This window comes from Burkholderia sp. BCC1047, from assembly GCF_902833155.1.
In the GTDB taxonomy this organism is placed as follows: domain Bacteria; phylum Pseudomonadota; class Gammaproteobacteria; order Burkholderiales; family Burkholderiaceae; genus Burkholderia; species Burkholderia sola.
This window is the reverse complement of the sequence record NZ_CADFEH010000002.1, coordinates 320,923-343,484: the sequence shown is the minus strand read 5'-3', so window position 1 is coordinate 343,484 and position 22,562 is coordinate 320,923. Positions and strand designations below refer to the sequence as shown.

The following is a 22,562-nucleotide window of genomic DNA, read 5'->3' as shown; positions in this document are numbered from 1 at the left end:
GGCCGGGTTCGAGCCGACGAGCCGTAACAGGGCTAGTACGGACCGGTCGAGCCGGCACGCGCGCAACCCGCTTCTTCGCCCGCGTGACGCGGCCGCCGTTCTTTACGCATGCGTCGAGCGCGGCCGGTCGTTCGTCCGCATCGCATGTCCCGCGAACATCGACTGTGAATCGATGTCCTCACCGCGCGATTCGCGCGACGCGATCACCGCGACGAACGCGGGAAGCGCCATCAGCATCGCGTAACCCGCGACGAAGATCGCGGAGCCCGTGTAGCTCACGAGCAGCGTGCCGACGATCGGGGCGATCGACCCGCCGAGCACCGATGCGAGCTGATAGCTGGTCGACAGTGCGGTAAAGCGCACCCGCGTCGGAAACAGTTCGGCCATGTACGCGGCCATCGGTCCGAGAATGATGCCGTGGCAGGCCAGGCACGCGATCAACGCGAGTTGCAGATGCGCATAATCGCTGCCGGGCGACAACGTGAACAACGAACAACCGGCGACCGCCGCGCCGAGCAAGCCGGCGATCAGCACCGGGCGCCGTCCGACCCGGTCCGACACGTGCGCGGCGATCAGGATGACGACGACCTCGATCGCCGACGCCCACATCAGCGCGGACAGCGCCTGCGGCCGGCTGAAGTGCAGATAGCCGGTCGCGAGTCCGAGCGCGAATGTCGAGAACAGATACAGGAACGTGTTTTCCGCGGCCTTCACGAAGAACGCACGCGCCATCTGCCGCCAGTTGCCCGCACACGTTTCGCGCAGCGACGCGCGCTCGACCGTCCGATGCGCGGCGGCCAGCTCGGCGAACGCCGCCGATTCCTCGACGCGCCGGCGCGTCCAGAAACCGACGATCACGAGCAGCGCGGAGACGAAGAATGGAATCCGCCACGCCCAGTCGACGAATGCGGCATCGCCGTAGAACCGCTGCACCAGCCCGATCACGAACGCGGTCAGCACGTTCGCGAGCGGGCCGGCGAACATCGTGAAGCTGGTCCAGAAGCCGCGCTGCGCGGCGGGCATCGATTCGGCGATCATCAGGATCGCACCCGTCGCCTCGCCGCCGACCGCGATCCCCTGCACGATCCGCAGCAGCACGAGCAGCAGCGGCGCCGCGATGCCGATCGACGCATAGGTCGGCAGCAGGCCGACGCAGAACGTGCTGATGCCCATCATCAGCAGACTGACGACGAGCGTCTTGCGGCGGCCGATGCGGTCGCCGATCATCCCGAACACGATGCCGCCGAGCGGCCGCGCGACGAAGCCGACCGCGAACGTCGCGAGCGCGAGCAGCGTGGCCGCGAGCGGATTGCCGACGACGAAGAACTGCTTGTCGAACACGAGCACCGCACATGCGGCGAACGCGAAGAAGTCGTACCACTCGAGCGTGGTGCCGACGGTGCAGGCGAACATCAGGTTGGCACGCTTTTTCATCGCGCATGTCTCCGGTCTTTTTTGTGGTTTATGGGGGGCGAGCGGCGCTCGCGGCGCCACCGCGCGTTCAAAGTTCGAGAACGAGCCGCTCGCCGCCGCACGCGCGCGAACAGCAGGTCATCATGCGGTCGTGCGCGTCGCGCTCCGCGCGCGTGAGCACGCTGTCGCGATGATCGACTCGACCGGCCAGCACGCGGACTTCGCACGAGCCGCACAGCCCTTCGCGGCAGTCGCTCTGCACGTCGATGTTCGCGTGCTGCAACGCGTCGAGCACGGTCTGGTTCGCCGAGACCGTCAGCGTGATGCCCGAATCCTTCAGTTCGACTTCGAACGGCCGCTCCTTCGACGGATCGAGCGCCGCCTTCGTCGACACGAAATGCTCGACTCGCAGCGCATCGCGCGGCCAGTGTGCGCAGCTCGCTTCGAGTGCGTCGAGCATCCGCGCGGGGCCGCACGCGTAGATGTGCGTGTCGTCGGCCGGCTGCGCGAACAGCGCGCGAAAGTCGTTACGCGAGCCTTCTTCCGACACGTACACGTGCAGACGTTCCCCATGCAACGCGGCGAGCGTGCCGAGCATCGCCATCGACGCGCGTCGCGAGCCGCTGTAGTGGATTTCGTAATCGATCCCGCGCGCCTTCGCTTCGCGCGCCATCGCACTGATCGGCGTAATGCCGATGCCGCCCGCGACGAAGATGGCCTTGTCGGCGTCGGCTGCGAAGCGGAAGTGATTGCGCGCGCCGCGGATCTTCAGCCCATCGCCGGCGCGCAGATTCGCATGCACCCACGCCGATCCGCCGCGGCTCTGCGCTTCGTGCAGTACCGCGATCTCATACACGTCGCGCTCGTCCGGGTCGCCGCACAGCGAATACTGGCGCGTGATGCCGGTATCGCCGCAGATCACGTCGATGTGCGAGCCGGGCGTCCAGCGCGGCAGCGGGCGGCCGTCGGCGGACACGAGCCGGATGTGGGCGATGCGCTCCGCGCACATCGACACGCGTTCGACCGTGACCGCGCGGCTCACCGCGTGCGACGACGGCTCGCCGATGCGCACCGCCGCGCGCGGGCGCAGCACCGACGGGTCGCGGCGCTCGGGATTCAGCGCCGGATCCCATTCGACGTACAGATGCTCGGGGCCGCGGAACGACGTGTTCGGCACATACGTGAAGCGCTGCTCGGCGAGCTTCATGTGCGGCAGACGGCGCGTGAACTCGTCGAGGAAGACCTGCATCTCCATGCGCGCGAGATTCTTGCCCATGCACTGATGCGATCCATAGCCGAACGTCAACTGATCGTTCGCGTTCTCGCGGCGGATGTCGAACAGGTCGGCGTCCGCGAAGCGCGCTTCGTCGTGATTCGCGGACGACGTGACGATCAGCAGCTTCGAGCCCGCCGGAATGTCGATGCCGCCGATCGTCACGTCCTTCGTCGCGAGCCGTCGCCATGCGGCGACCGAGCCGTTGTGGCGCAGGCACTCCTCGACTGCGTTCGGGATCAGCGACGGATCCTCGCAGATGTCGCGCCACGCGTCGGGATGCTGCAGCAGCAGTTTCATCGCGTTCGCCGTCGCGTTCGCGGTCGTCTCGTGCGCGGCGACGATGCCCGCCATCATCATCGAATGCAGATACGAATCGGTGATCACGTCCGGCAGTTCCTTCTGCTTGCGGATCCCGTACTGCATCCAGCCGGGCCCGGACGGATTCTCGCGCATCTTGTCGAGCACCTTGCCCGCGAACTGCCAGAACTTGCCGACCGCGTGCGCGACCGCGACCTGCTCCTCCGGTTTCGGGCGCCCCCACGTGTTGATCGTGTGCGCGATCGAGTATTCGCGCAGCGTGTCCATGTCCTCCTCGGGCACGCCGAGAAAGTGCAGCGCGACGGTGAGCGGCACTTCCCACAGCATCTGGTCGACCAGATCCGCTCGACCGTCGTCGATGAAGCGGTCCACGTATTCGCGCGCGAGCCGGCGCACCATCGGTTCGTGATGCTTCAGCGCGTCGGGCGTGAACGGGTCGAGCAGCGCGCGGCGGCGCGGCATGTGCGCGGGCTCGTCCTCGTTGACGAGCGTGCGGTTCAGCGCAAAGCCGTACGACGCGAGCACCGCGTTCGCCTCGGGGCCGGTGGGCGTGATCTTCTCCAACGCGATCGACGGGCTGAACGTGAGGTTGTCGCGAAAGATCGCCTTGATGTCGTCGAAGCGCGTGACGACCCAATAGCCGAGTTTGGGGCTGTAGAACACGGGCTCCTGCTCGCGCGCCCAGCGCACGTACTCGGGCGGGTCCTGCTGGTAGCCGTCGTCGAACGGATCGAACGCGGCTGCGGCGGCGCTCACCGGACAGCCGTTCGGCGCGCGCGCCACGGCCGGCGCAGGATGAAACGGACATTTCGACGATGACGCGTGGCGCTCCGTGACGGACATGATTCACTCCCGTGCTATGATTTTGCGTAAATCTAATACGCAATGCGTAATCAAACGACTGGGGTAAACCTTGGCGGCCGGGCGCCGCCGGTCGTCCGGCTAGAATCCGGCTTATGGAAAAAATCGCCAGAACGAAGAAGACCGCGCCGCCCGAGCGCGACCGCCGGCAGCGCGTCCAGTCCGCGTCGACCGGCCTGCTCGTGCTGAAGGAGCTCGCCGCGTGCGGCGGCCGCGCCACGCTGACCGCGCTCGCGGCGCGACTCGACGAGAATCCCGCGAAGGTTCACCGCTATCTGGCGAGCCTGATGGAGGAAGCGTTCGTCACGCAGGAGCGCGCGAGCCAGCAATACGTGCTTGGGCCCCAGTGCATCTCGATCGGGCTCGCGGCGATCCGGATGGCCGACCCGATACGGCTCGCCGAACCGTCGCTCGTGCGCGTGCGCGAGCGCCTGGAAGTAACGTGCTTCGTCGCGATCATGGGCAACCGCGGGCCGACGATCATGCGCTTCGAAGAGCCCGGCCTGCCGGTCACGGTCAATGTTCGCGCCGGCTCGGTGATGTCGTTGCTATGGTCCGCAACCGGGCGGCTGTTCCTCGCGCTGCTCGACGAGCCGAAGGTGCGACAGCTTGCGGAAGACGAACTCGCGTCGGCGCCGGCCGAGCTGCGCGCGCAGCTCGATCGACGCGATCCGGTCGGTCAATTGCAGCGCGAGATTCGCGCGGCCGGCCTCGCGACCGTCTGCGACACCAACCTGAAGGGCATCAGCGCCGTGTCGGCGCCGCTATTCGATGCGAACGGACATATGTGCGCGGCGATCACCGCGCTGGGCGCGACCGGCGGCTTCGACGCATCGATCGACGGGCCGGTCGCGACGGCACTGCGCCACGAGGCCGCGCTGATCAGCGGCGAACTCGGGTACAGCGCCGATCCCGACGGCCGGTAGTGCATCCGCGTATCGGCGCAGACGCGGGCTTCCTGTCCGCGATCCACCGCGCCGTTACGCCACGGCCGGAAAATCGAGCGTCGTATCGTTCACGCGATTGACGAGGTTCGTGAACGTGATCGACGCGATGGCGAGATTGATCTCGATGAGCTGGCGTTCCGTATAGCCCGCCTCGCGCACCGCATCGACGACCGCAACGGGGACCGTGCCGTGCGTGCCGACGAGCGTACGGACATACGCGACCAGCGCATCGCGCGCGGCGTCGCCGGTTGCCGCGCCCGCGCGCACCTGCTTCATCTGATCGCTTGTCAGGCCTGCCAGCTTGCCCATCAGCGTGTGAGCGGCGACGCAGTAATCACATCCCGCGTATTCGCTGACCGCCAGCTTGATCGCTTCGATATCGGCCTTGCCGAGCGTGCTCGCCGCGACCGCCGCATCGAACGCCAGCGCCGCGCCGAGCGCTTCGGGGCTTTGCGTGCCGATGGTGGCGTATGCGTTGGGCACCTTGCCGACGGCCTTCTTGATCTTCGCGAACACTTCAGCGGCCGCGCCGGTTGCCTCTTCAGGGCGAATGGTGGTGAGACGGGACATGATCGACTCCTTGCTTCGTGGTTGAACGGTTAGCCATGTCGTATGGCATGGGAGTCAGTGTAGGGATGCGTGACGTTTTCTTTAATGCCATACTGCCGCAACTCCATGCTCAAACGTCTCATATGGAAATGCTCGACCGATTGCTGTCGATGATGCCGGTCACCGGGCGGCTTGACGTGCGGTGCCACTTCGGGTCGCCGTGGCGCATCGACCATCCCGAGTCGAGCGAGTGGGAACTCCCCTATCACATCCTGTTGCGCGGCGAGGCCGTCATCGAATGCGAGACGGACGGAGAAGACGAACCGACGCTGCGGATGAAGGCCGGCGACATCGTCGTGTTTCCGTCCGGCAGCGCCCATCGGCTGCACGACGGCAGCGGCGAGGCGCCGCGCGCGGCGCGCGAGCGGCACAACAACGGCCTGACCATCGCGACGAACGGCAGCGCCAATGCGAGCACCGATGTGCTGTGCGGGCGCTTCGTGCTGCCTGCCGTCCCGCAGCAGTTGCTGCGCGACCATCTGCCTCGACGTCTGCTCGTGAGCAGCGTAACCGCGGGCGACGAACAGACGCGCGACGCCGCGTTTGCAGTCACGCGGCTCGCGCGGCTCATCGACTTGATGCGAGAGGAAGCGCTGGAGCAACGCGCCGGCAGTGCCGCGGTCGTGGATCATCTGTCCGGTGCGCTGTTCGCGTTGACCCTGCGCAGTGCGTCCGAGGCAGGCCACGCGCCGCGCGGGCTGCTTGCACTGGCACAACGTCATCGGCTGCAGCCGGCGCTCGCAGCGATGTTCGACGAGCCCGAAAAGCCCTGGACGCTGGCCCAGCTGGCCGAGCGCTGCCACATGTCGCGCGCGACGTTCGCACGCCACTTCGACGAGGCGATCAGCCGCTCGGCAACCGATGTCCTGACTGAAATCCGCATGGCGCTTGCCGGGCGCAAGCTCGCGCAAACGACGATGTCCGTCGCCGAGATCGGCGAATCGGTCGGCTATCGATCCGAGGCCGCATTCCAACGGGTGTTCAAACGGCAGGTAGGCATGACGCCGGCGAAGTGGCGCATCCGATCGTCGAGCATCGCGGAGCCGGACGCGCGTTCATCCTGACGCACGATGCGCGTGCGGACACGTTCACTTCACCCGGATATCTTTCATACATGGACAGGCTCCAGGCCATGACCACCTTCGTCACGGTGGTCGAGACGGAAGGGTTCGCATCGGCGGCGCGCAAGCTGAACGTCTCGCCGTCGGTGATCAGCCGCGTGATGACGGAACTCGAGGAATATCTCGGCGTGCGGCTGTTGACGCGGACGACGCGCGTGGTCCGCATCACCGATGCGGGCGCGTCGTTTTACGAGGACTGCCGGCGCATTCTGGCGGACATCGACGCGGCCGAGCTTTCCGCCACCGGCACCGGCAATACGCCACGCGGCCAGCTCACCGTCACGGCGCCCGTGCTGTTCGGCAAGAGCTATGTGACGCCGATCGCGCTCGAGTATCTGCAGCAGCATCCTTCCGTCAATCTCAACTGCTGGTTTCTGGACCGTGTCGTCAATCTCGTCGATGAAGGCGCCGACGTGGCCGTGCGCATCGGCGAGCTGCCGAACTCGTCGCTGCAGGCGATCTCGGTCGGCAAGGTACGCCGCGTGCTGTGCGCGTCTCCCGCTTATCTGGACGCGCACGGCACGCCACAGCATCCGGACGATCTCGCGGCTCACGTCACGATTCAGGCGACGGGCATCACGCCGGCGCCCGAATGGCGCTTCCGCGCGCGGGACAAGACGCTCACCGTCCCCATCCAGCCGCGCCTGCTGACCACGACGAACGATTCCGCGATCGCCGCGGCAACAGCCGGCCTCGGCATCGTGCGCCTGCTGTCCTATCAGGTGGTCGACGAACTCGCGCAAGGCACGCTGTGCGTGCTGCTGGCCGAGCACGAACTTGCGCCGCTCCCGGTTCACGTCGTGCATCGGGAGGGCCGGCACGCGAACCGGAAAGCGCGCGCGTTCATCGATCTCTGCGTCGAAAGGCTGAGGGCCCAAGCGCCGATGTGGTCTGCCTAGCAGGCACCGGCGAGTCGGCACGCGTAGCGAGCATCGCGCGCCGTAGGCAAGCAGGCCTTACAGACCGAGATCGCTGAGGCCCGGATGATCGTCGGGCCTGCGCCCGAGCGGCCAGAAGAGCTTGCGATCGGCCTCGGCGATCGGCAGATCGTTGATGCACGCATGGCGGTGGTGCATGAGGCCATCGTCGCCGAATTCCCAGTTCTCGTTGCCGTACGAGCGATACCAGTTCTGCGCGTCGTCATGCCACTCGTAGGCGAAGCGCACGGCGATCCGGTTGCCGCCGTACGCCCACAACTCCTTGATGAGCCGGTAGTCGAGTTCGCGCTGCCACTTGCGTGTGAGCAACGCAACGATTGCCGCACGGCCCGTCGCGAATTCGGCGCGGTTGCGCCACACGCTGTCGACGCTGTATCCGAGCGAAACCTGCTCCGGATTGCGCGTGTTCCACCCGTCTTCGGCGAGCCGCACTTTCTCGATCGCCGTGTCCAGCGAGAACGGTGGAACCGGCGGGCGGGCAACGTTGACGTCTTTCATGGTCAAACTCCTTTCGTCGGGAATCGTCGCCGTGCGACGAGGGTTCTGAATCACACGTCGAGCAGCAGACGGTCGCCGCCGCCCGATCCGCGATGCGCGGGCACCGCGCAGCAGATCAGCGCTTCGTCGTCCGGTACCTTGAATTCCGGTGCGACCGGATACGTCACCGCGCCTTCGACGATCCGGGTGCGGCAGGTGCCGCAACTGCCTCCGCGGCACCCGTATTCGGGCGTCAGGCCGCGCGCCTCGGCCAGGTCCAGCAGCGAGCCGCTGCCCGGCTGCCAGCGCGCTTCCTTGCCCGACTTGACGAACGCGACGGGTGTCGGCGTATCCGCCGGCGCACGCAATGGGGCACTCGCGCCCGAATCGGCTCGACGCTTGAGCCCGGAAGGGCCGAACGACTCCGCGTGGATTCGATGGTCCGCCACGTTCAGGTCGCGGAGCGCGTCATAGACCGCTTGCATGAAACCCGACGGTCCGCACAGGTAAAAGTCGTAGTCGTCGAACGGCAGCGTCGCGCGCAGCAGGTTCGCATCGATGCGGCCGACGACGTCGACTTCGTCGCCCTCGCGCGCGCCGGTCGCGTCCGACAGCACGCGCACCACGTTCACCGCGCCGTTCGCCGCCGATGCGAGCTGGCCGATCTCGTCGCTGAACGCGCGCTCCTTCACGGAGCGTGCGGCGTGAAAGAACCAGGTCTTGCGGGTGCCGCGCTTGCGCGCGCCTTCGTAGACGATGTGACGCAACATCGCCAGCATCGGCGTCACCCCGACACCGGCCGCCAGCAACACGGCAGGACGGCGCTCGAGCGCATCGATCGTGAATTGCCCGGCGGGCGCTCGCACTTCGATGCGGTCACCGACCTGCACCCCGTCATGCAGATGCGACGACACGCGCCCTTCCCGCTTCACGCTGATGCGATACACACCGTCCGACGGCGCGCTCGACAACGTATAGGTGCGGATGAGCGGATCGCCGCCCTCCGACAGGTTCACGCGAATCGGCACGTGCTGGCCCGCCAGGTGCGGCACCAAGCCGGCGCCGTCCGCAGGGTCGAGCTGGAACGAGCGAATCAGCGTGCTCTCGTCGGTGATTTTCGCGACCCTGAACGGACGCCACGCCCGTGCCAGTTCGGCGGCGCTCAGGCGGCTCGCGGCCTCGTCCCAGCTCCCCGTCATCAGCGAGTTGGGCGACCAGCCTTCCGCCCGGAACGTCCAGCGCAACGGCAATGCGCCGGCGCGATAAACGACGCGGCGCGGCTTGAAGCGCCACAGTCGCTCCGCGCCCTGAAATGCGGCGATCTCCGGTGAATCGAGGTCGACTTCGGCTTCGCCGGTCATCTGCAACACATCGCCGGTTTCGAAGTCGGCAAACACGATGCCCGCGCGCGGATTGACCCGAAAATTGCCCAGTGTCGCGAAGAACAGGTTGCCGGCGAAATCCGGGATCGTCAGCACGCCGTCGTCGCCGATGCGCACGAACCCCGCCTTGCCGCCGCGATGCGAAACGTCGACCTGACGCTCGGCGCCGTCGCCGACGTAGGACGCCACGAACAGCGTGTCGGCAGCCGCGATGATCGCGCGGGCGCGATCGTCGAGACGATCGCTTTCCTCCGGTGCGATTTCCGAGAACGTATCGGGTTCGCGTACGAACGCGAAATCGCGCAACTGGATGTATTGCGGGCAGTTGCCGAAGCTCTGCACGACGTCGAGATCGAATGCGCGCGTCTCGCCGCGACGGATCATGCCGTTCAGGCGATTGCGACGCCGCGTATGCAGTTCGATGCCGAGCAGGCCGATCGCCGCGCCGTCGTGCGTGCCACTGGCAGCCGGATCGTTCGGATCGAATACGGTGTCGATGCGCAGGCGCTTGTCGTTCGGCGACTGCATGAAGCCGGGCTGGCCGAATGCGAAGGTCGCCCATACGTCTGCGTCGTCGGCCACCGCACCGACGACGACGAAAGGCAGCTGCGCGAAGAACGCGCGATGCTGGTCGGGCATGTGATCCCTGACGAAGCGCCGTCCCACGCTGTCCATCTTCTGCATCACGCCTGTTTTTTCCTGCAGCTCGAGTTCGCCCCGATGCCACGGCGAGTTCGCTTCATTGGATACCGTGCTCACGATGTGTCTCCTCGACGGAACCTGCACATGACGCATTCGGCGCGCGTTGACGCGCAGGCGTCGCCTCCGTCACCGCACGGGCGACGGGCCGACCTCGATCACGCAGCGGCCGCGAGCCCGACCGGCGTCTTCACGAACTCGACGAAACCCGGCAACGCTTCGATGCGGCGCAGCCACGCCGCGACGTTCGAATAGCCGGACAGGTCCACATTGCCTTCGGGTGCACGCGCAACGTAGCCGTACAACGCGACGTCGGCGATGGTGGGCTTCGGCCCGACGATGAAGTCGCGCCCCGCGAGTTCGGCGTCGATGAGCGCGAGGATGCGATGCGCACGGGCGATCACTTCGTCGGCATTGAACTTCGCACCGAAGACCGTGATGAGCCGCGCGGCGGCCGGCCCGAATGCGATCTCGCCGGCCGCGACCGACAACCAGCGCTGCACGGCGGCTTCCTGCACGGGCGATTGCGGAAGGAAGTCGCTATTGCCCGACGTGCGGGCGAGATACACGAGGATGGCATTCGAATCGGCGATCACGGTGTCCCCGTCTACCAGCACCGGCACCTGACCGAAGCGGTTCAGCGCCAGAAATTCAGGCGACTTGTGCGCGCCGGCGGCCAGGTCGACTTCGATCAGTTCATGCTCGATGCCGAGCAGCGAAATGAGCAGGCGGGCGCGGTGCGAATGACCGGAAAGCGGATGAACGTAGAGCTTCATGACTGTGTCCTTTTGGAAGGTGCGACGAGCAGGTCTCATCGCTTGAGGCAAGTCTAGAAACTCGACGGTTGCGACAGAATCCCCGCTGAGGAGAATTGATCGTTCTCGTTTCGCGAATGGTCGGGCGAAAGCCGGCGTTGCGATGCGGACCCACGCGGCGTTTTGCGCGCCGGGCCGCCGGCGAAATCGATCGCGCCGGCACGCGACCCGGCTTGCGGGAGCGACGCGGTCGACGCGATCGATGCGCCGCCCGCGACAGCGGCCGCCCTTACTCGATCGCCTTCAACGCCTCCAGCCCGTCCGGCAGCTTCGCGTCCGGAAACTGCGTGGACAGCGTGGCGTCCCGCCACCGCGCCGCCTCTTCCGCGCGCTGCCGTTCCGCCTGCTCGCAGACGAACAGCGCATCGCCGCCGAGCAGCAGGCGCAGCGGCACGTCGTCGCGGCGCGACAGGTCGACGATCAACGCCGCGATCCGCGCGGGATCGCCGACCTCGTGGCCGCCATACGCACCGAGCAACTCGAGAATCTTGCCGACCGACGGCTGATAGTCGGGCAGCAGATCGTCGACGTCGCGCTTCGCCTGCGCGGCCCATTCGGTCCGCATCCCGCCCGGCTCAAGCGTGCACACGCGCACGCCGAACGGCGCGACTTCCTTCGCGAGCACGTCGCTGAATCCGCCGACCGCCCACTTCGCGGCCTGATACGCGGACAACCCGGGCGTCGACGTCCGCCCGCCGACCGACGATACCTGGAAGATGCGCCCCGCGCGTTGTGCGCGCATCGTCGGCAGCACCGCGCGCGTGAGATTGATCACGCCGAACAGGTTCGTTTCGATCTGGTCGCGAAACACGTCGGCGCCCATCTGCTCGAACGGCGCCGTATGGCCGTAGCCCGCGTTGTTCACCAGCACGTCGATGCGGCCGAATGCGGCGCGTGCCGCCGAGACGGCCTGCTCTGCCGCCGCTTCGTCGGTGACGTCGAGCGCGACCGGCAGCAACCGGTCGCCATACCGTTCGGCCAGATCGGCCAGTTGCGCCGGGTTGCGTGCGCCGGCCACCAGTCGGTCGCCCGCCGCCAGCACGGCTTCCGAAATCGCGCGTCCCAGGCCGCGTGCGGCCCCTGTTACCAACCAGACTTTCGACATTTTCCACTCCTTGATCGTGGTGAAACGATGAAAATGAATGATTACTCACTCATTAATATGGACGATGAACCGATCCCATGACCTGCATCGCCCTGCCTGAAACTCCGTGCCTGTCGTCGCGGCACGCGCCGCCCGACGGCCATGCCTGACTCACACCGCATGCAACACGGCCCACAACGCGCGAAAGCCGGCTTCCTGGTACGCATCGGCTCGCACCGGCTCGCGTGCGATCGATTCCATCGCCGTTTCCGCAATCGACGTAAACAACGCCGAGCAGAACGCATGCGCTTCGTCGCGGTTCAGCGCGCCCGACGCGGCGACCTGTTCGCGCAGCAGCGCACGGATCGCGCCGAAGCCTTCGGCGCCGGCCGCGCGATGCGGGTCGTCGATGCGCCCGCTCACGCCGAGCTGCTGCAGCGCGCGCCGGCCGTCCGGATTCGCGACGCCCCACGACACATAGCCGTTCCACGCATGCCGTACCGCCTGCTCGGCCGGCGCGTGTTCCGGAAACCCGGTCATCATCGCTTCGCGCATGTCGGCCTTCAGGCTCACGTACAGCGCGTTCAGCAACGCGTCCTTCGTCTCGAAATACGTGAACACCGTGCCTTCCGCCACGCCGGCCAGCCGCGCGATGCGCGCGGTCGTCGCGGTCGCGCCGTCCTCGGCGAGCGCGCGCGCGGCCGCGGCGAGGATGGCTTCGTGCTTGTCGGGACTGCGCGGTCGGGCCACGTTCGACTCCTTTAATGAGTGAGTGCTCAATCATAATCGAGCCATCAGCGAGAACGCAAGCCCTGTTACATCCGGGGGAACGCACACGCAAACCATCAAAACGGTGCACTATTGCGTTTTGCCGTACCGGCGCCGGCCATCCGGCACCCGATTGCCCTCGACGTTCGTTTCACGTTCACCGTTTCAAACCGCGAACCTCCCATGACGAATCAGCCTTCCCAGACGGCGGCCGACCGGCCCGTCGACATGATCATCTTCGGCGGCGGCGGCGACCTGGCCGCCCGCAAGCTGTTGCCCGCGCTGTACATGGCGCATCTGCACTGCAATCTTCCGCCCGAGACGCGCATCATCGCCGTCGGCCGCCGCGACTGGGGCATCGACGGCTATCGCAAGTTCATGGACGAGCAATCGCGCCCGTTCATCGACGAGAAAGCGTTCGACGCCGACGCGTGGAGCCGCTTCCTCGACCTGTTCAAGTACGTGCTGATCGACGTGAACGCGCCGGACGACTACCTGCGGCTCGCCGAAGCGGCGCGTGGCGACGCGATCCGCGTGTTCTACCTGTCGACGTCGCCGGAGCTGTTCACGACGATCTGCGACAACCTGTCGGCCGCGCACCTCGTCGACGCGCACTCGCGCGTCGTCCTCGAAAAGCCGCTGGGCCACGATCTCGCGTCCGCAAAGGCGATCAATAACGCGGTCGGCAAGCACTTCGAAGAATCGCAGATCTACCGGATCGACCACTATCTCGGCAAGGAAACCGTGCAGAACCTGATGGTGCTGCGCTTCGGCAACCCGATCTTCGGGCCGCTGTGGCAGGCGCCGAACATCCGCAGCGTGCAGATCACGGTCGCGGAAACGGTCGGCGTCGGCAGCCGCGCGGGCTTCTACGACCATACCGGCGCGCTGCGCGACATGGTGCAGAACCACCTGCTGCAGTTGCTGTGCATCGTCGCGATGGAGCCGCCCGTGTCGCTCGACCCGGACGCGGTGCGCGACGAGAAGCTGAAGGTGCTGCGCTCGCTGCGGCCGATGTCGCTGTCGGACGTCGCGCGCGACACGGTGCGTGGCCAGTACACGGCAGGCGCGGTCGACGGCCAGCCGGTCAAGGGCTATCTCGAGGAAGACAACGTGCCGGCGGACAGCCGCGCGGAAACCTTCGTCGCGTTGCGCGCGCACATCAACAACTGGCGCTGGGCGAACGTGCCGTTCTTCCTGCGCACCGGCAAGCGGCTGCAGCGCCGCCAGTCGGAAATCGTGATCGAGTTCGCCGACATGCCGTTCTCGATCATCCCGACCGGCCCGCGCAATTACGGCAACCGTCTCGTGATCCAGCTCCAGCCGGAAGAGTCGATCCAGCTGCAGATGCTCGCGAAGGAACCGGGCAGCGGGATGAACATGGTGCCGGTGAGCCTGAACCTCGACCTGCAGCAGGCGATTCCGGAACGGCGCGCGGAAGCGTACGAACGGCTGCTGATCGACGTGATCCGCGGCCGCCTCACGCACTTCATGCGCCGCGACGAACTCGAAGCCGCGTGGTCGTGGGTCGAGCCGATCCTCGACGGCTGGAAGCAGCTCGGCGATCGGCCGCGCCTGTACACGGCCGGCACGTTCGGGCCCGCGGCTTCGTCGGCGTTGCTCGCGCGCGACGGGATGTCCTGGGCCGAAGAGGCGTAATCGCCGCACGACGGCGTGCCGCCGCGCGGCACGCCGAATTCGGAAAGGCAGCGCCGCGTCGCTACTGCGACTCCATCCACGCGGCCTTGCGCCGCGCCGGCGCATCGCCGCTGCCGCCGCCCAGCACCTCGATCAGGTAGTCGACGAACGACGCGATCCGCGACGAGATCGCGGTATTCCGGTAGTACACCGCGTGAATCGGCTGCCTGACGTCGAGCGTCTGGCGCGCAAGCACCTGCACCAGCCGCCCCGCTTCGCGATCCTGCGCGGTCACGAAATCCGACAGGCACACGACCCCCGTGCCCGCCAGCGCGAGCTGCCGCAGCGTCTCGCCGCTCGACGACCAGACGTCGGGCTCGATGCGGCAGGGCTCGCCGTCCGCGCCGAGGATCGGCCATACGTTCAACGATTCGGGCTGCGTGAAGCCGAGCAGCGTGTGCTTCGGCAGATCCTCGACCTTGCGCGGCTGCCCGTGCGCGTCGATGTAGTCGGGGCTGGCGAGGATGCGCACGCGGCTGTTGCCGATCCGCCGGCTGTGCAGCGTCGAATCCTTCAGCCGGCCGATCCGGATCGCGACGTCGGTGCGCCGCTCCAGCAGGTCGATGATGCCCTCGTTGCTGTTCAGCTCCAGCTCGACCTTCGGGAAGCGCTCGCGGTAGCCGCGCACGAGCGGCGCGATCACGTGCAGCATGAACGGCGTCGCGGCGTCGACGCGCAAACGCCCGGACGGCATCTCGCGCCGCGCGAGCATCTGCTCCTCCGCGTTCTCGACCGATTCGATGATCGCGCGCGCGTCCTGCAGGAATGCGCGCCCTTCCTCGGTCAGTTCGAGCCGGCGCGTGGTCCGGCGCAGCAGCGTGGTCTTCAGCTTTTCCTCGAGCCGCGCAAGCGTGCGGCTCGTCGCCGACACGGTGAGGTCGAGCTGCTGGGCGGCGGCCGTGATCGAACCGGTGTCGACCACGGCGGCAAAGGCCTGGAGTTCGTCGAGAGTGATCTTCATTGTTGATTTGAAATCAAAACAATTTGGTTTATAGACCAGTTTTTCCGCAAAAGTAAAGCCGGCACACTGCGATCCATTCCTACTGAAACCCGGATCCCGTCATGCCACTCGCGTTGCTTGCGCTGACCATCAGCGCCTTTGCCATCGGCACCACCGAATTCGTGATCGTCGGGCTGATCCCGACGATCGGCGCCGACCTCGGCGTCAGCCTGCCGTCCGCCGGCCTGCTCGTCGGCCTGTACGCGTTGAGCGTGGCCATCGGCGCGCCGCTCCTCACCGCGCTCACCGGCCGCGTGCCGCGCAAGGCGCTGCTCGCCGGGCTGATGGCGCTCTTCACCGTCGGCAACCTCGTCGCATGGCAGGCGCCGGGCTACGAATCGCTGATCGTCGCGCGCATCCTCACCGGCCTCGCGCACGGCGTGTTCTTCTCGGTCGGCTCGATCATCGCGACCACGCTCGTGCCGAAGGACAAGGCCGCCAGCGCGATCGCGACGATGTTCAGCGGGATGACCGTCGCGTTCGTCGCCGGCATTCCGCTCGGCACCTTCATCGGCCAGCACTTCGGCTGGCGCGCGACGTTCCTGATCGTCGCGCTGTTCGGCCTCGTCGCGTTCCTCGGCGCGGTCGCGTTCGTGCCGCGCGGGCTGCCGCAGACGCCGCCCGCGCCGCTCGCCCGCCAGTTGCGCGTGCTGGCCCAGCCGCGCCTGCTGCTCGTCTATGCGATGACTGCGGTCGGCTACGGCGGCTCGCTGATTGCGTTCACGTACATGGCGCCGCTGCTCGAACAGATCGCCGGCTTCACGCCGTCGCAGGTCAGCCTCGTGCTCGTCGGCTACGGCGTGTCGGTCGCGGTCGGCAACGTGTGGGGCGGCAAGCTCGCGGACGCCGTCGGCCCGGTGAAGGCGCTCAAGCGAATCTTCCTGCTGCTCGCGATCGTGCTGCTCGCGCTGACCTTCACGATCCACGTGAAATGGCTCGCGGTGCTGACGATGCTCGCGTGGGGCGCCGTGGCGTTCGGCAACGTGCCGGGGCTGCAGGTGTACGTCGTCAAGCAGGCGCGCCACTTCGCGCCGGACGCCACCGACGTCGCGTCGGGCTTCAACATCGCCGCCTTCAACCTCGGCGTGGCCGGCGGGTCGTCGCTCGGCGGCCTGATCGTCGCGAACGTCGGCCTCGGCCACACGCCGTGGATCGCCGCCGCCGTCACGCTGGGCGCGTTTGCGCTCACCGCGCTGAGCGGCCGTCTCGACAGCCGTCAGGGCCTGCCGGAACGCACGGCCGAACCCGTCGAACTCGCCCATTGAACGTCATCCTTTTGCAGGAGCCACCCGCATGAACGCATCGACCCAACGTCCGCCGTTCGCCGGCAAGACTTTCGAAGTCCGCTACGACGGCCTCACCGCGCTCAACGCGTACGACGAAGACGGCCTCCACATGCGCTACGAGATCACCGAAGGCCCGTACGCGGGCGCGCAGGGCGAAGTCGAATACGCATGGCAGCCGATCGCCGGCGACACCTACGCGATCTCGTGGCAGGAAGCCGATCGCGCCACCGTCGTGCATATCGACGATTTCGCCGCGGGCACGTCGCGCTCGTTCTTCACCGCGCCGTCGCTCGATTTCTACCGGCTCGACGGCAGCCTGCGCGCGATCTGAACGGAGCCCGACCATGCCCACTTCACTCGACACGCTCGCCGCCGGCGGCTTCAGCATCGGCATCGAACTGCCGCTCGACAACGACTGGACGCCGTCCGGCAATGCGAAACGCCGGCATGACGGCCGCCTCCCCGGCGTGCCCGACCTCGACATCCACGCGGAGCTCGCGCAACTGGCCGACACGCTCGGCTTTCGCGCGCTCTGGGTGCGCGACGTGCCGGTGTACGACCCGTCGTTCGGCGATGCCGCGCAGGTGTTCGAAACATTCTCGTATCTCGGCTACCTCGCCGGAATCACGCACGACATCCTGCTCGGCACCGCGGCCGTCGTGCTGCCGCTGCGCGAACCGCTGCTGACGCTGAAATCGGCCGCGACGATCCAGGAACTGAGCGGCGGTCGCCTGCTGCTCGGCGTCGCGAGCGGCGACCGGCCGGTCGAATATCCGCTGTTCGGCCGCGACTTCGCCACGCGCGGCGAAAACTTCCGCGACCAGATCGCGCTGCTGCGCGACGGCGCGCGCGGACACTTGCCGCCCGGCCTGGAAGTGCTGCCCGCCGCCCGTTCGCCGGTGCCGCTGCTCGTCGCGGGCCTCGCACAGCAGACGCCTGCGTGGATCGGCGAACACATGGACGGCTGCCTCGCGTATCCGGGCACGCCGGCCGATCACCTGCAGCGCGCCGCGAACTGGCACGCGGTGGCCGGCGACAAGCCGTACGTGAGCTTCATCCATCTCGACCTCGCGGAAGATCCGCACGAACCGCTGCAGCGGCACCGCTTCGGCGCCCGCGCGGGGCGCATCGCGCTGACGGAAGAACTCGCGGCGATGCGCGACGCGGGCGTGCAGCACATCGGCCTGCATTTCCGCCGCAACCGGCGGCCGCTCGACGAGACGATGGCCGAAATCGCATCGGACGTGCTGCCCGCGTTCCATCCGAACACGACGCCGCAGACGCGCGCCGCATAAGGGCGACCACGGTCCGGACGCCCGCGGCGCGACCTATATTTGACTTTAAATCAAATATTTTTGACTTATGAAGGCGTTTATCTCATCAGTCTCACGCGCCAGAATGACGTCCATACCGCAATCGTTCCCCCTCTTTCAGGAGCACATGATGAGCAAGATTCCCGCATTCGGCCTCGGTACCTTCCGCCTGCAAGGCCAGGTCGTCATCGACTCGGTCCGCAACGGCCTCGAAGTCGGCTACCGCGCGATCGACACCGCGCAGATCTACGGCAACGAAGCAGAAGTCGGCGAAGCGATCGCCGCGTCGGGCGTGCGCCGCGACGACCTGTTCCTCACGACGAAGATCTGGGTCGACAACTACGCGCCGGAAAAGCTGGCGGCCAGCCTCGAGGAAAGCCTGCGCAAGCTGCGCACCGACGTCGTCGACCTGACGCTGATCCACTGGCCGGCACCGGGCAACGGCGTGTCGATCGACGCGTTCATGACCGCGCTGGCGGACGCGAAGGCGAAGGGCCTCACGCGCCAGATCGGCATCTCGAACTTCAACATCGAACTGACGAAGGAAGCGATCGCGGCCGTCGGCAAGGACGCGATCGCGACGAACCAGATCGAACTGAGCCCGTACCTGCAGAACCGCAAGCTGGTCGAGTTCCTGAACGCCGAAGGCATTCACGTGACGTCGTACATGACGCTCGCGTACGGCAAGGTGCTCGGCGACCCGGTGCTCGGCGCGATCGCGCAGCGTCACGACGCGACACCGGCCCAGGTCGCGCTCGCGTGGGCGCTGCAGCTCGGCTACTCGGTGATTCCGTCGTCGACCAAGCGCGAGAACCTCGCGAGCAACCTGCTCGCGCAGACGCTGCGCCTGACCGACGAAGACATGGCGCAGATCGCCGCGCTCGAGCGCAACGGCCGCGAAGTCGACCCGGACGGTCTCGCGCCGAAGTGGGACTGAGCCCACGCCACCTTCATCCGACATGACCCGTCCGCGGCCCGCCGGCCGCGGCACCGACAGGACACACCATGACCCAGGACCCGCTTTTCCAACCGCTGCGACTCGGCGCGCTGACGCTGCCGAACCGCATCGTGATGCCGCCGATGACGCGTTCGCGCGCGAGCCAGCCCGGCGACGAAGCCAACGAACTGATGGCCGCGTATTACGCGCAGCGCGCGAGTGCGGGCCTGATCGTCAGCGAAGGCACCTACATCGCGCCGCTCGGCAAGGGCTACGCATGGACGCCCGGCATCCACACGCCGTCGCAGGTCGCCGGCTGGCGCAAGGTGACGGACGCCGTGCATGCCGCGCACGGCCGCATGTTCGCGCAGCTGTGGCACGTCGGCCGGCTGAGCCACACGAGCCTGCTCGGCGGCGCGCAACCCGTGTCGTCGTCGCCGCTCCAGGCGAAGGGCGTGAACGTGTTCATCGCCGGCGAGGACGGCAGCACGCCGGGCTTCGTGCAGGCGTCCGAGCCGCGCGCGCTGTCGATCGATGAGATCCGCGAGATCGTCGATCAATATCGCACCGCCGCGCGCCACGCGATCGAAGCCGGCTTCGACGGCGTCGAGCTGCATGGCGCGAACGGCTATCTCGTGAACCAGTTCATCGATTCGAACGCGAACACGCGCACCGACGCGTACGGCGGCTCGCTCGAGAACCGGCTGCGCTTCCTGCGCGAAGTCACGCAGGCGCTGATCGACGGGACCGGCGACGCATCGCGCGTCGGCATCCGCCTCGCGCCGCTGACCACGCTGAACGGCTGCGTCGACGACGATCCGGAAACGACCTACCTCGCCGCAGCGAAGCTGCTCGGCGAACTCGGCGTCGGTTACCTGCACATCGCGGAAGCCGACTGGGACGACGCGCCGCTGATGCCGGTCGCCTTCAAGCAGCAATTGCGCGCCGCGTTCCCGGGCGTGCTGATCTATGCCGGCGCATACACCGCCGAGCGCGCGCGCGAGGCGATCGCCGCCGGCTGGGCCGACCTCGTCGCATTCGGCCGCCCGTTCGTCGCGAACCCCGACTTGCCCGAGCGGCTGCGCACCGGCGCCGCGCTCGCGCCGCACGATCGCAACACGCTGTTCGGCGGCGGCGCCCACGGCCTGACCGACTACCCGACGCTCGCGCAAGCCGCGGCATAACGATCGACAGGAGTCTCGAATGAAAGCGACGCTCGCCCGGCTCGCGCTCGCCGCGATCCTGCCGTTCGCGGCCGCGCAAGCGGCCCACGCCGCCCCGTCCGAGGCGGCGGCGGCCGGCTGGTATCCGTCCGTCTATGGCGCCGACGACGAAATCGGCGCGGCCAACCTGCTGACGCCCGACGTCGTCAAGCAGGCGGTCGGCCTCGTGAAAGCCGGCAAGACCTATCCGCTGGCCGTGCCGGTGGACAAGAACCTGCCGGCATACCGCCACCGCAGCTTCCGGCTGTACAACGTGCAGGTCGGCCAGCAGGCCGGCAAGAGCCTCGGCCCGAACAAGTTCACGTTCAACGACGAACTCGTGAACGCATGGACCGGCGTCGGCACGCAGTTGAACGGCATCGGCCACATCGGCATCGACAACGTGTACTACAACGGCAACCGCGCGGCCGATTTCGTGACCGTCGACGGCGTGAAGAAGCTCGGCGTCGAGAAGGTGCCGCCGATCGTCACGCGCGGCGTCGTGCTCGACATGACCGCCCACTACGGCAAGCCGATCGTGCCGGGCGGCACCGAGTTCACGGTCGCCGATATCCAGGCCGTGCTGAAGAAGCAGCGGCTGACGCTGCGCAAGGGCGACGTCGTGCTGTTCAACACCGGCTGGCTGGAGCTGGTCGGCAAGGACAACAGGCAGTTCCTCGACGTCGAACCCGGCATCGGCATGGAAGCCGCGAAGTGGCTGGCCGATCAGGGGATCGTCGCGTTCGGCGGCGACACGTGGGCGTCGGAGGTCTATCCGAATCCGCATACGCAGGACGAATTCCCGGTCAACCAGTACATGCTCGCGAAGCGCGGCATCTACAACCTGGAGCTGATCGACAGCCGCGCGCTGGTGCGCGACAAGGCATGGGAATTCCTGTTCGTGCTCGGCCAGCCGCTGTACGTCGGCTCCACGCAGGTCAACATCAACCCGGTAGCGATCCGCTGATCGCGCATCCGCCCTCCGGCAATCGCGGCGACTATCGCCGCGATTGTCATTTCCGAGTTGCGGCCCACGCAATCGGCGTCTAGTGTTGACAGGATCGACTCCACACGACCGTCACCCGACCTGAAAGGACACCGCGCGATGCCAAGCCGCTCCCCGACACGCGACATGCTGCTGGCCCTTGCGGCCGGTTTTTCCCTCGCGGCCTTTACCGCGCCTTCGCACGCCGACGAGGCTGCCGGCCTCACGGCGCCAGCGCCGGCCACGCCGGTGCTGTCGACCACCGCGAGCGGCTTGCAGGTCTACACGTGCGAATACGATGCCGAACACCGGCTCGCGTGGACATTCCAGCACCCCGAAGCGCTGCTGTTCGATGCCGGCGGCACGCTCGTCGTCCGGCACGGTGCGGGGCCGTCGTGGGAAGCGCTCGACGGCAGCCGCATTACCGGCAAGAAGCTCGCGGAAGTGCCGAGCGCCAGCCCGGCCAGCATTCCGCAACTGCTGCTCGCGGCGACGCCGGCCGCAACCGGCACGCTCGCCGGCGTGCGCTTCGTACAGCGGCTCGACACGGCGGGCGGCACGCCGCCGGCCGCGACGTGCGCGACCGAGCATGCGGTCGGCCGCTTCCCGTACTTCGCGCGCTACGTGTTCCTGAAGTGACGCGCACGGCGTCGCAAGCGACGGGCATCATCCCGTCGCGTCTCGCCACGCTCTCATTTAATCAGTGATCCTATATTGGATGCGAGGAAGCGTGAAATCGTCGATACCCTCGTTCCGTCCGGTCAGCGCAGCCGCATCGACAATTCGACGTCGTCGCCGAACGGCACCGACAGATAGCCGTTTTCCGGCGCACGCACGTAAGCGAGGTAATCGGGGCTGTATTCCGCGTTGTCGGCCACGACGAATGCGCCCGCCCTGAGCCGCGGCTCGACCAGCGCGAGAATCTCCGGATACAGCGCCTTCGCTCCGTCGAGCAGCAGCAGGTCGACCGAATCCGGAAGATCGGCGGCCAGCGTGCGCAGCGCATCGCCTTCGCGAATCTCCACGAGATCGGCTAACCCGCCCGCCGCGAGGTTGGCCTGCGCGCGCACGACCTTCGACGGCTCGAACTCGCTCGTGATCAGCCGGCCGCCGCCGTTGTCTCGCAGCGCGGCCGCGAGATGCAGCGTCGAGATGCCGAACGACGTGCCGAATTCGACGATTGCCTTCGCGCCGCCGCCGCGTGCGAGCATGTACAGCAGCGTGCCCGTCTCGCGCGACACGGGAAGCGGATAGTCCCTCAGGCGCGCATACAGATCGGCGTAGTCCGTCTTGCTGCGCATCAGCCGCGCTTGCTCGTCGCGCGACACGTTGGCGAAGGCCGGGCTCGTCGCGGGCGACGACGCGTCGGCTTCGTCGAACAGGCGCGCCAGCAGCGAAGCCAGCGGGTCGAGCATCAGGGTGGTCATGCGATA

Annotated in this window: 21 protein-coding genes; 11 read left to right on the top strand and 10 right to left on the bottom strand. The window is 67.3% G+C overall.

From position 1 onward, the window contains the following. Positions 1 to 102: 102 nt before the first annotated feature. The gene (locus tag HWX55_RS03545; protein WP_175973983.1) at positions 103 to 1,434 is read right to left on the bottom strand and encodes an MFS transporter; all 1,332 of its coding nucleotides are present in this window, start codon (positions 1,432 to 1,434) and stop codon (positions 103 to 105) included. A 67-nt stretch (positions 1,435 to 1,501) separates the two neighbouring features. Continuing rightward, positions 1,502 to 3,850 carry a cytochrome P450/oxidoreductase gene (locus HWX55_RS03540; RefSeq protein WP_175973981.1) on the bottom strand — a complete coding sequence of 783 codons (2,349 nt, stop codon included), beginning with the start codon at positions 3,848 to 3,850 and terminating at the stop codon, positions 1,502 to 1,504. 113 nt (positions 3,851 to 3,963) lie between these two features. On the opposite strand from HWX55_RS03540, the gene HWX55_RS03535 reads away from it, so the two are divergent. Further along, the gene (locus tag HWX55_RS03535) at positions 3,964 to 4,794 is read left to right on the top strand and encodes an IclR family transcriptional regulator (protein WP_175973979.1); all 831 of its coding nucleotides are present in this window, start codon (positions 3,964 to 3,966) and stop codon (positions 4,792 to 4,794) included. A 54-nt stretch (positions 4,795 to 4,848) separates the two neighbouring features. Here HWX55_RS03535 and HWX55_RS03530 read toward each other — a convergent pair whose 3' ends face one another. Continuing rightward, entirely contained in the window at positions 4,849 to 5,385 is a 537-nt protein-coding gene (locus HWX55_RS03530; RefSeq protein WP_175973977.1) for a carboxymuconolactone decarboxylase family protein, read from the bottom strand. 65 nt (positions 5,386 to 5,450) lie between these two features. Here HWX55_RS03530 and HWX55_RS03525 point away from each other — a divergent pair, with 65 nt between their 5' ends. Continuing rightward, a complete protein-coding gene (locus HWX55_RS03525) occupies positions 5,451 to 6,488 on the top strand; it encodes an AraC family transcriptional regulator (RefSeq protein WP_175973975.1) in 1,038 nt (345 codons plus the stop codon). Between the two features lie 50 nt (positions 6,489 to 6,538). Further along, positions 6,539 to 7,444: a LysR family transcriptional regulator gene (locus HWX55_RS03520; RefSeq protein ID WP_124631311.1), complete on the top strand. Its 906-nt coding sequence runs from the start codon at positions 6,539 to 6,541 to the stop codon at positions 7,442 to 7,444. Positions 7,445 to 7,501: 57 nt separating this feature from the next. Here the strand turns inward: HWX55_RS03520 and HWX55_RS03515 are convergent, their stop codons facing one another. The 5 genes from HWX55_RS03515 to HWX55_RS03495 form a co-directional block, all read right to left on the bottom strand. Further along, complete coding sequence (locus HWX55_RS03515) at positions 7,502 to 7,981, bottom strand: nuclear transport factor 2 family protein (protein WP_175973973.1); 480 nt, start codon at positions 7,979 to 7,981, stop codon at positions 7,502 to 7,504. Between the two features lie 50 nt (positions 7,982 to 8,031). After that, positions 8,032 to 10,101 (bottom strand): pyridoxamine 5'-phosphate oxidase family protein, encoded by a 2,070-nt coding sequence (locus tag HWX55_RS03510; RefSeq protein WP_175973970.1) that lies wholly within the window; start codon positions 10,099 to 10,101, stop codon positions 8,032 to 8,034. A 98-nt stretch (positions 10,102 to 10,199) separates the two neighbouring features. Continuing rightward, positions 10,200 to 10,817, bottom strand: coding sequence for a glutathione S-transferase (locus HWX55_RS03505; RefSeq protein ID WP_109342875.1), 618 nt, complete (start codon positions 10,815 to 10,817; stop codon positions 10,200 to 10,202). 268 nt (positions 10,818 to 11,085) lie between these two features. Then, positions 11,086 to 11,961 (bottom strand): SDR family NAD(P)-dependent oxidoreductase, encoded by an 876-nt coding sequence (locus HWX55_RS03500; protein ID WP_175973968.1) that lies wholly within the window; start codon positions 11,959 to 11,961, stop codon positions 11,086 to 11,088. Positions 11,962 to 12,111: 150 nt separating this feature from the next. Next, on the bottom strand, positions 12,112 to 12,690 hold the full coding sequence (locus HWX55_RS03495; RefSeq protein WP_175973966.1) for a TetR/AcrR family transcriptional regulator: 579 nt from the start codon (positions 12,688 to 12,690) through the stop codon (positions 12,112 to 12,114). A gap of 201 nt (positions 12,691 to 12,891) precedes the next feature. Here HWX55_RS03495 and zwf point away from each other — a divergent pair, with 201 nt between their 5' ends. Further along, on the top strand, positions 12,892 to 14,367 hold the full coding sequence (zwf, locus tag HWX55_RS03490) for a glucose-6-phosphate dehydrogenase (RefSeq protein WP_050012127.1): 1,476 nt from the start codon (positions 12,892 to 12,894) through the stop codon (positions 14,365 to 14,367). 61 nt (positions 14,368 to 14,428) lie between these two features. On the opposite strand, the gene HWX55_RS03485 is transcribed toward zwf, so the two are convergent. Further along, positions 14,429 to 15,367: a LysR family transcriptional regulator gene (locus HWX55_RS03485; protein ID WP_175973964.1), complete on the bottom strand. Its 939-nt coding sequence runs from the start codon at positions 15,365 to 15,367 to the stop codon at positions 14,429 to 14,431. A 101-nt stretch (positions 15,368 to 15,468) separates the two neighbouring features. Between HWX55_RS03485 and HWX55_RS03480 the strand changes: the two genes are divergently transcribed. The 7 genes from HWX55_RS03480 to HWX55_RS03450 all read left to right on the top strand — a co-directional run bounded on the left by HWX55_RS03480 (position 15,469) and on the right by HWX55_RS03450 (position 21,768). Beyond that, positions 15,469 to 16,671: an MFS transporter gene (locus HWX55_RS03480; RefSeq protein ID WP_175973962.1), complete on the top strand. Its 1,203-nt coding sequence runs from the start codon at positions 15,469 to 15,471 to the stop codon at positions 16,669 to 16,671. Positions 16,672 to 16,699: 28 nt separating this feature from the next. Next, on the top strand, positions 16,700 to 17,023 hold the full coding sequence (locus tag HWX55_RS03475) for an adenylate cyclase (protein WP_175973960.1): 324 nt from the start codon (positions 16,700 to 16,702) through the stop codon (positions 17,021 to 17,023). A gap of 13 nt (positions 17,024 to 17,036) precedes the next feature. Beyond that, positions 17,037 to 17,987 carry an LLM class oxidoreductase gene (locus HWX55_RS03470; protein WP_175973958.1) on the top strand — a complete coding sequence of 317 codons (951 nt, stop codon included), beginning with the start codon at positions 17,037 to 17,039 and terminating at the stop codon, positions 17,985 to 17,987. A gap of 148 nt (positions 17,988 to 18,135) precedes the next feature. After that, complete coding sequence (gene dkgB / locus HWX55_RS03465; RefSeq protein ID WP_175973956.1) at positions 18,136 to 18,942, top strand: 2,5-didehydrogluconate reductase DkgB; 807 nt, start codon at positions 18,136 to 18,138, stop codon at positions 18,940 to 18,942. A gap of 68 nt (positions 18,943 to 19,010) precedes the next feature. After that, positions 19,011 to 20,126: an alkene reductase gene (locus HWX55_RS03460; RefSeq protein WP_175973954.1), complete on the top strand. Its 1,116-nt coding sequence runs from the start codon at positions 19,011 to 19,013 to the stop codon at positions 20,124 to 20,126. Between the two features lie 19 nt (positions 20,127 to 20,145). Beyond that, complete coding sequence (locus HWX55_RS03455) at positions 20,146 to 21,111, top strand: cyclase family protein (protein WP_175973952.1); 966 nt, start codon at positions 20,146 to 20,148, stop codon at positions 21,109 to 21,111. 138 nt (positions 21,112 to 21,249) lie between these two features. Then, a complete protein-coding gene (locus HWX55_RS03450) occupies positions 21,250 to 21,768 on the top strand; it encodes a DUF3455 domain-containing protein (protein WP_175973950.1) in 519 nt (172 codons plus the stop codon). Between the two features lie 122 nt (positions 21,769 to 21,890). Here the strand turns inward: HWX55_RS03450 and HWX55_RS03445 are convergent, their stop codons facing one another. Next, a complete protein-coding gene (locus HWX55_RS03445; RefSeq protein WP_175973948.1) occupies positions 21,891 to 22,556 on the bottom strand; it encodes an O-methyltransferase in 666 nt (221 codons plus the stop codon). Positions 22,557 to 22,562 lie beyond the last annotated feature (6 nt).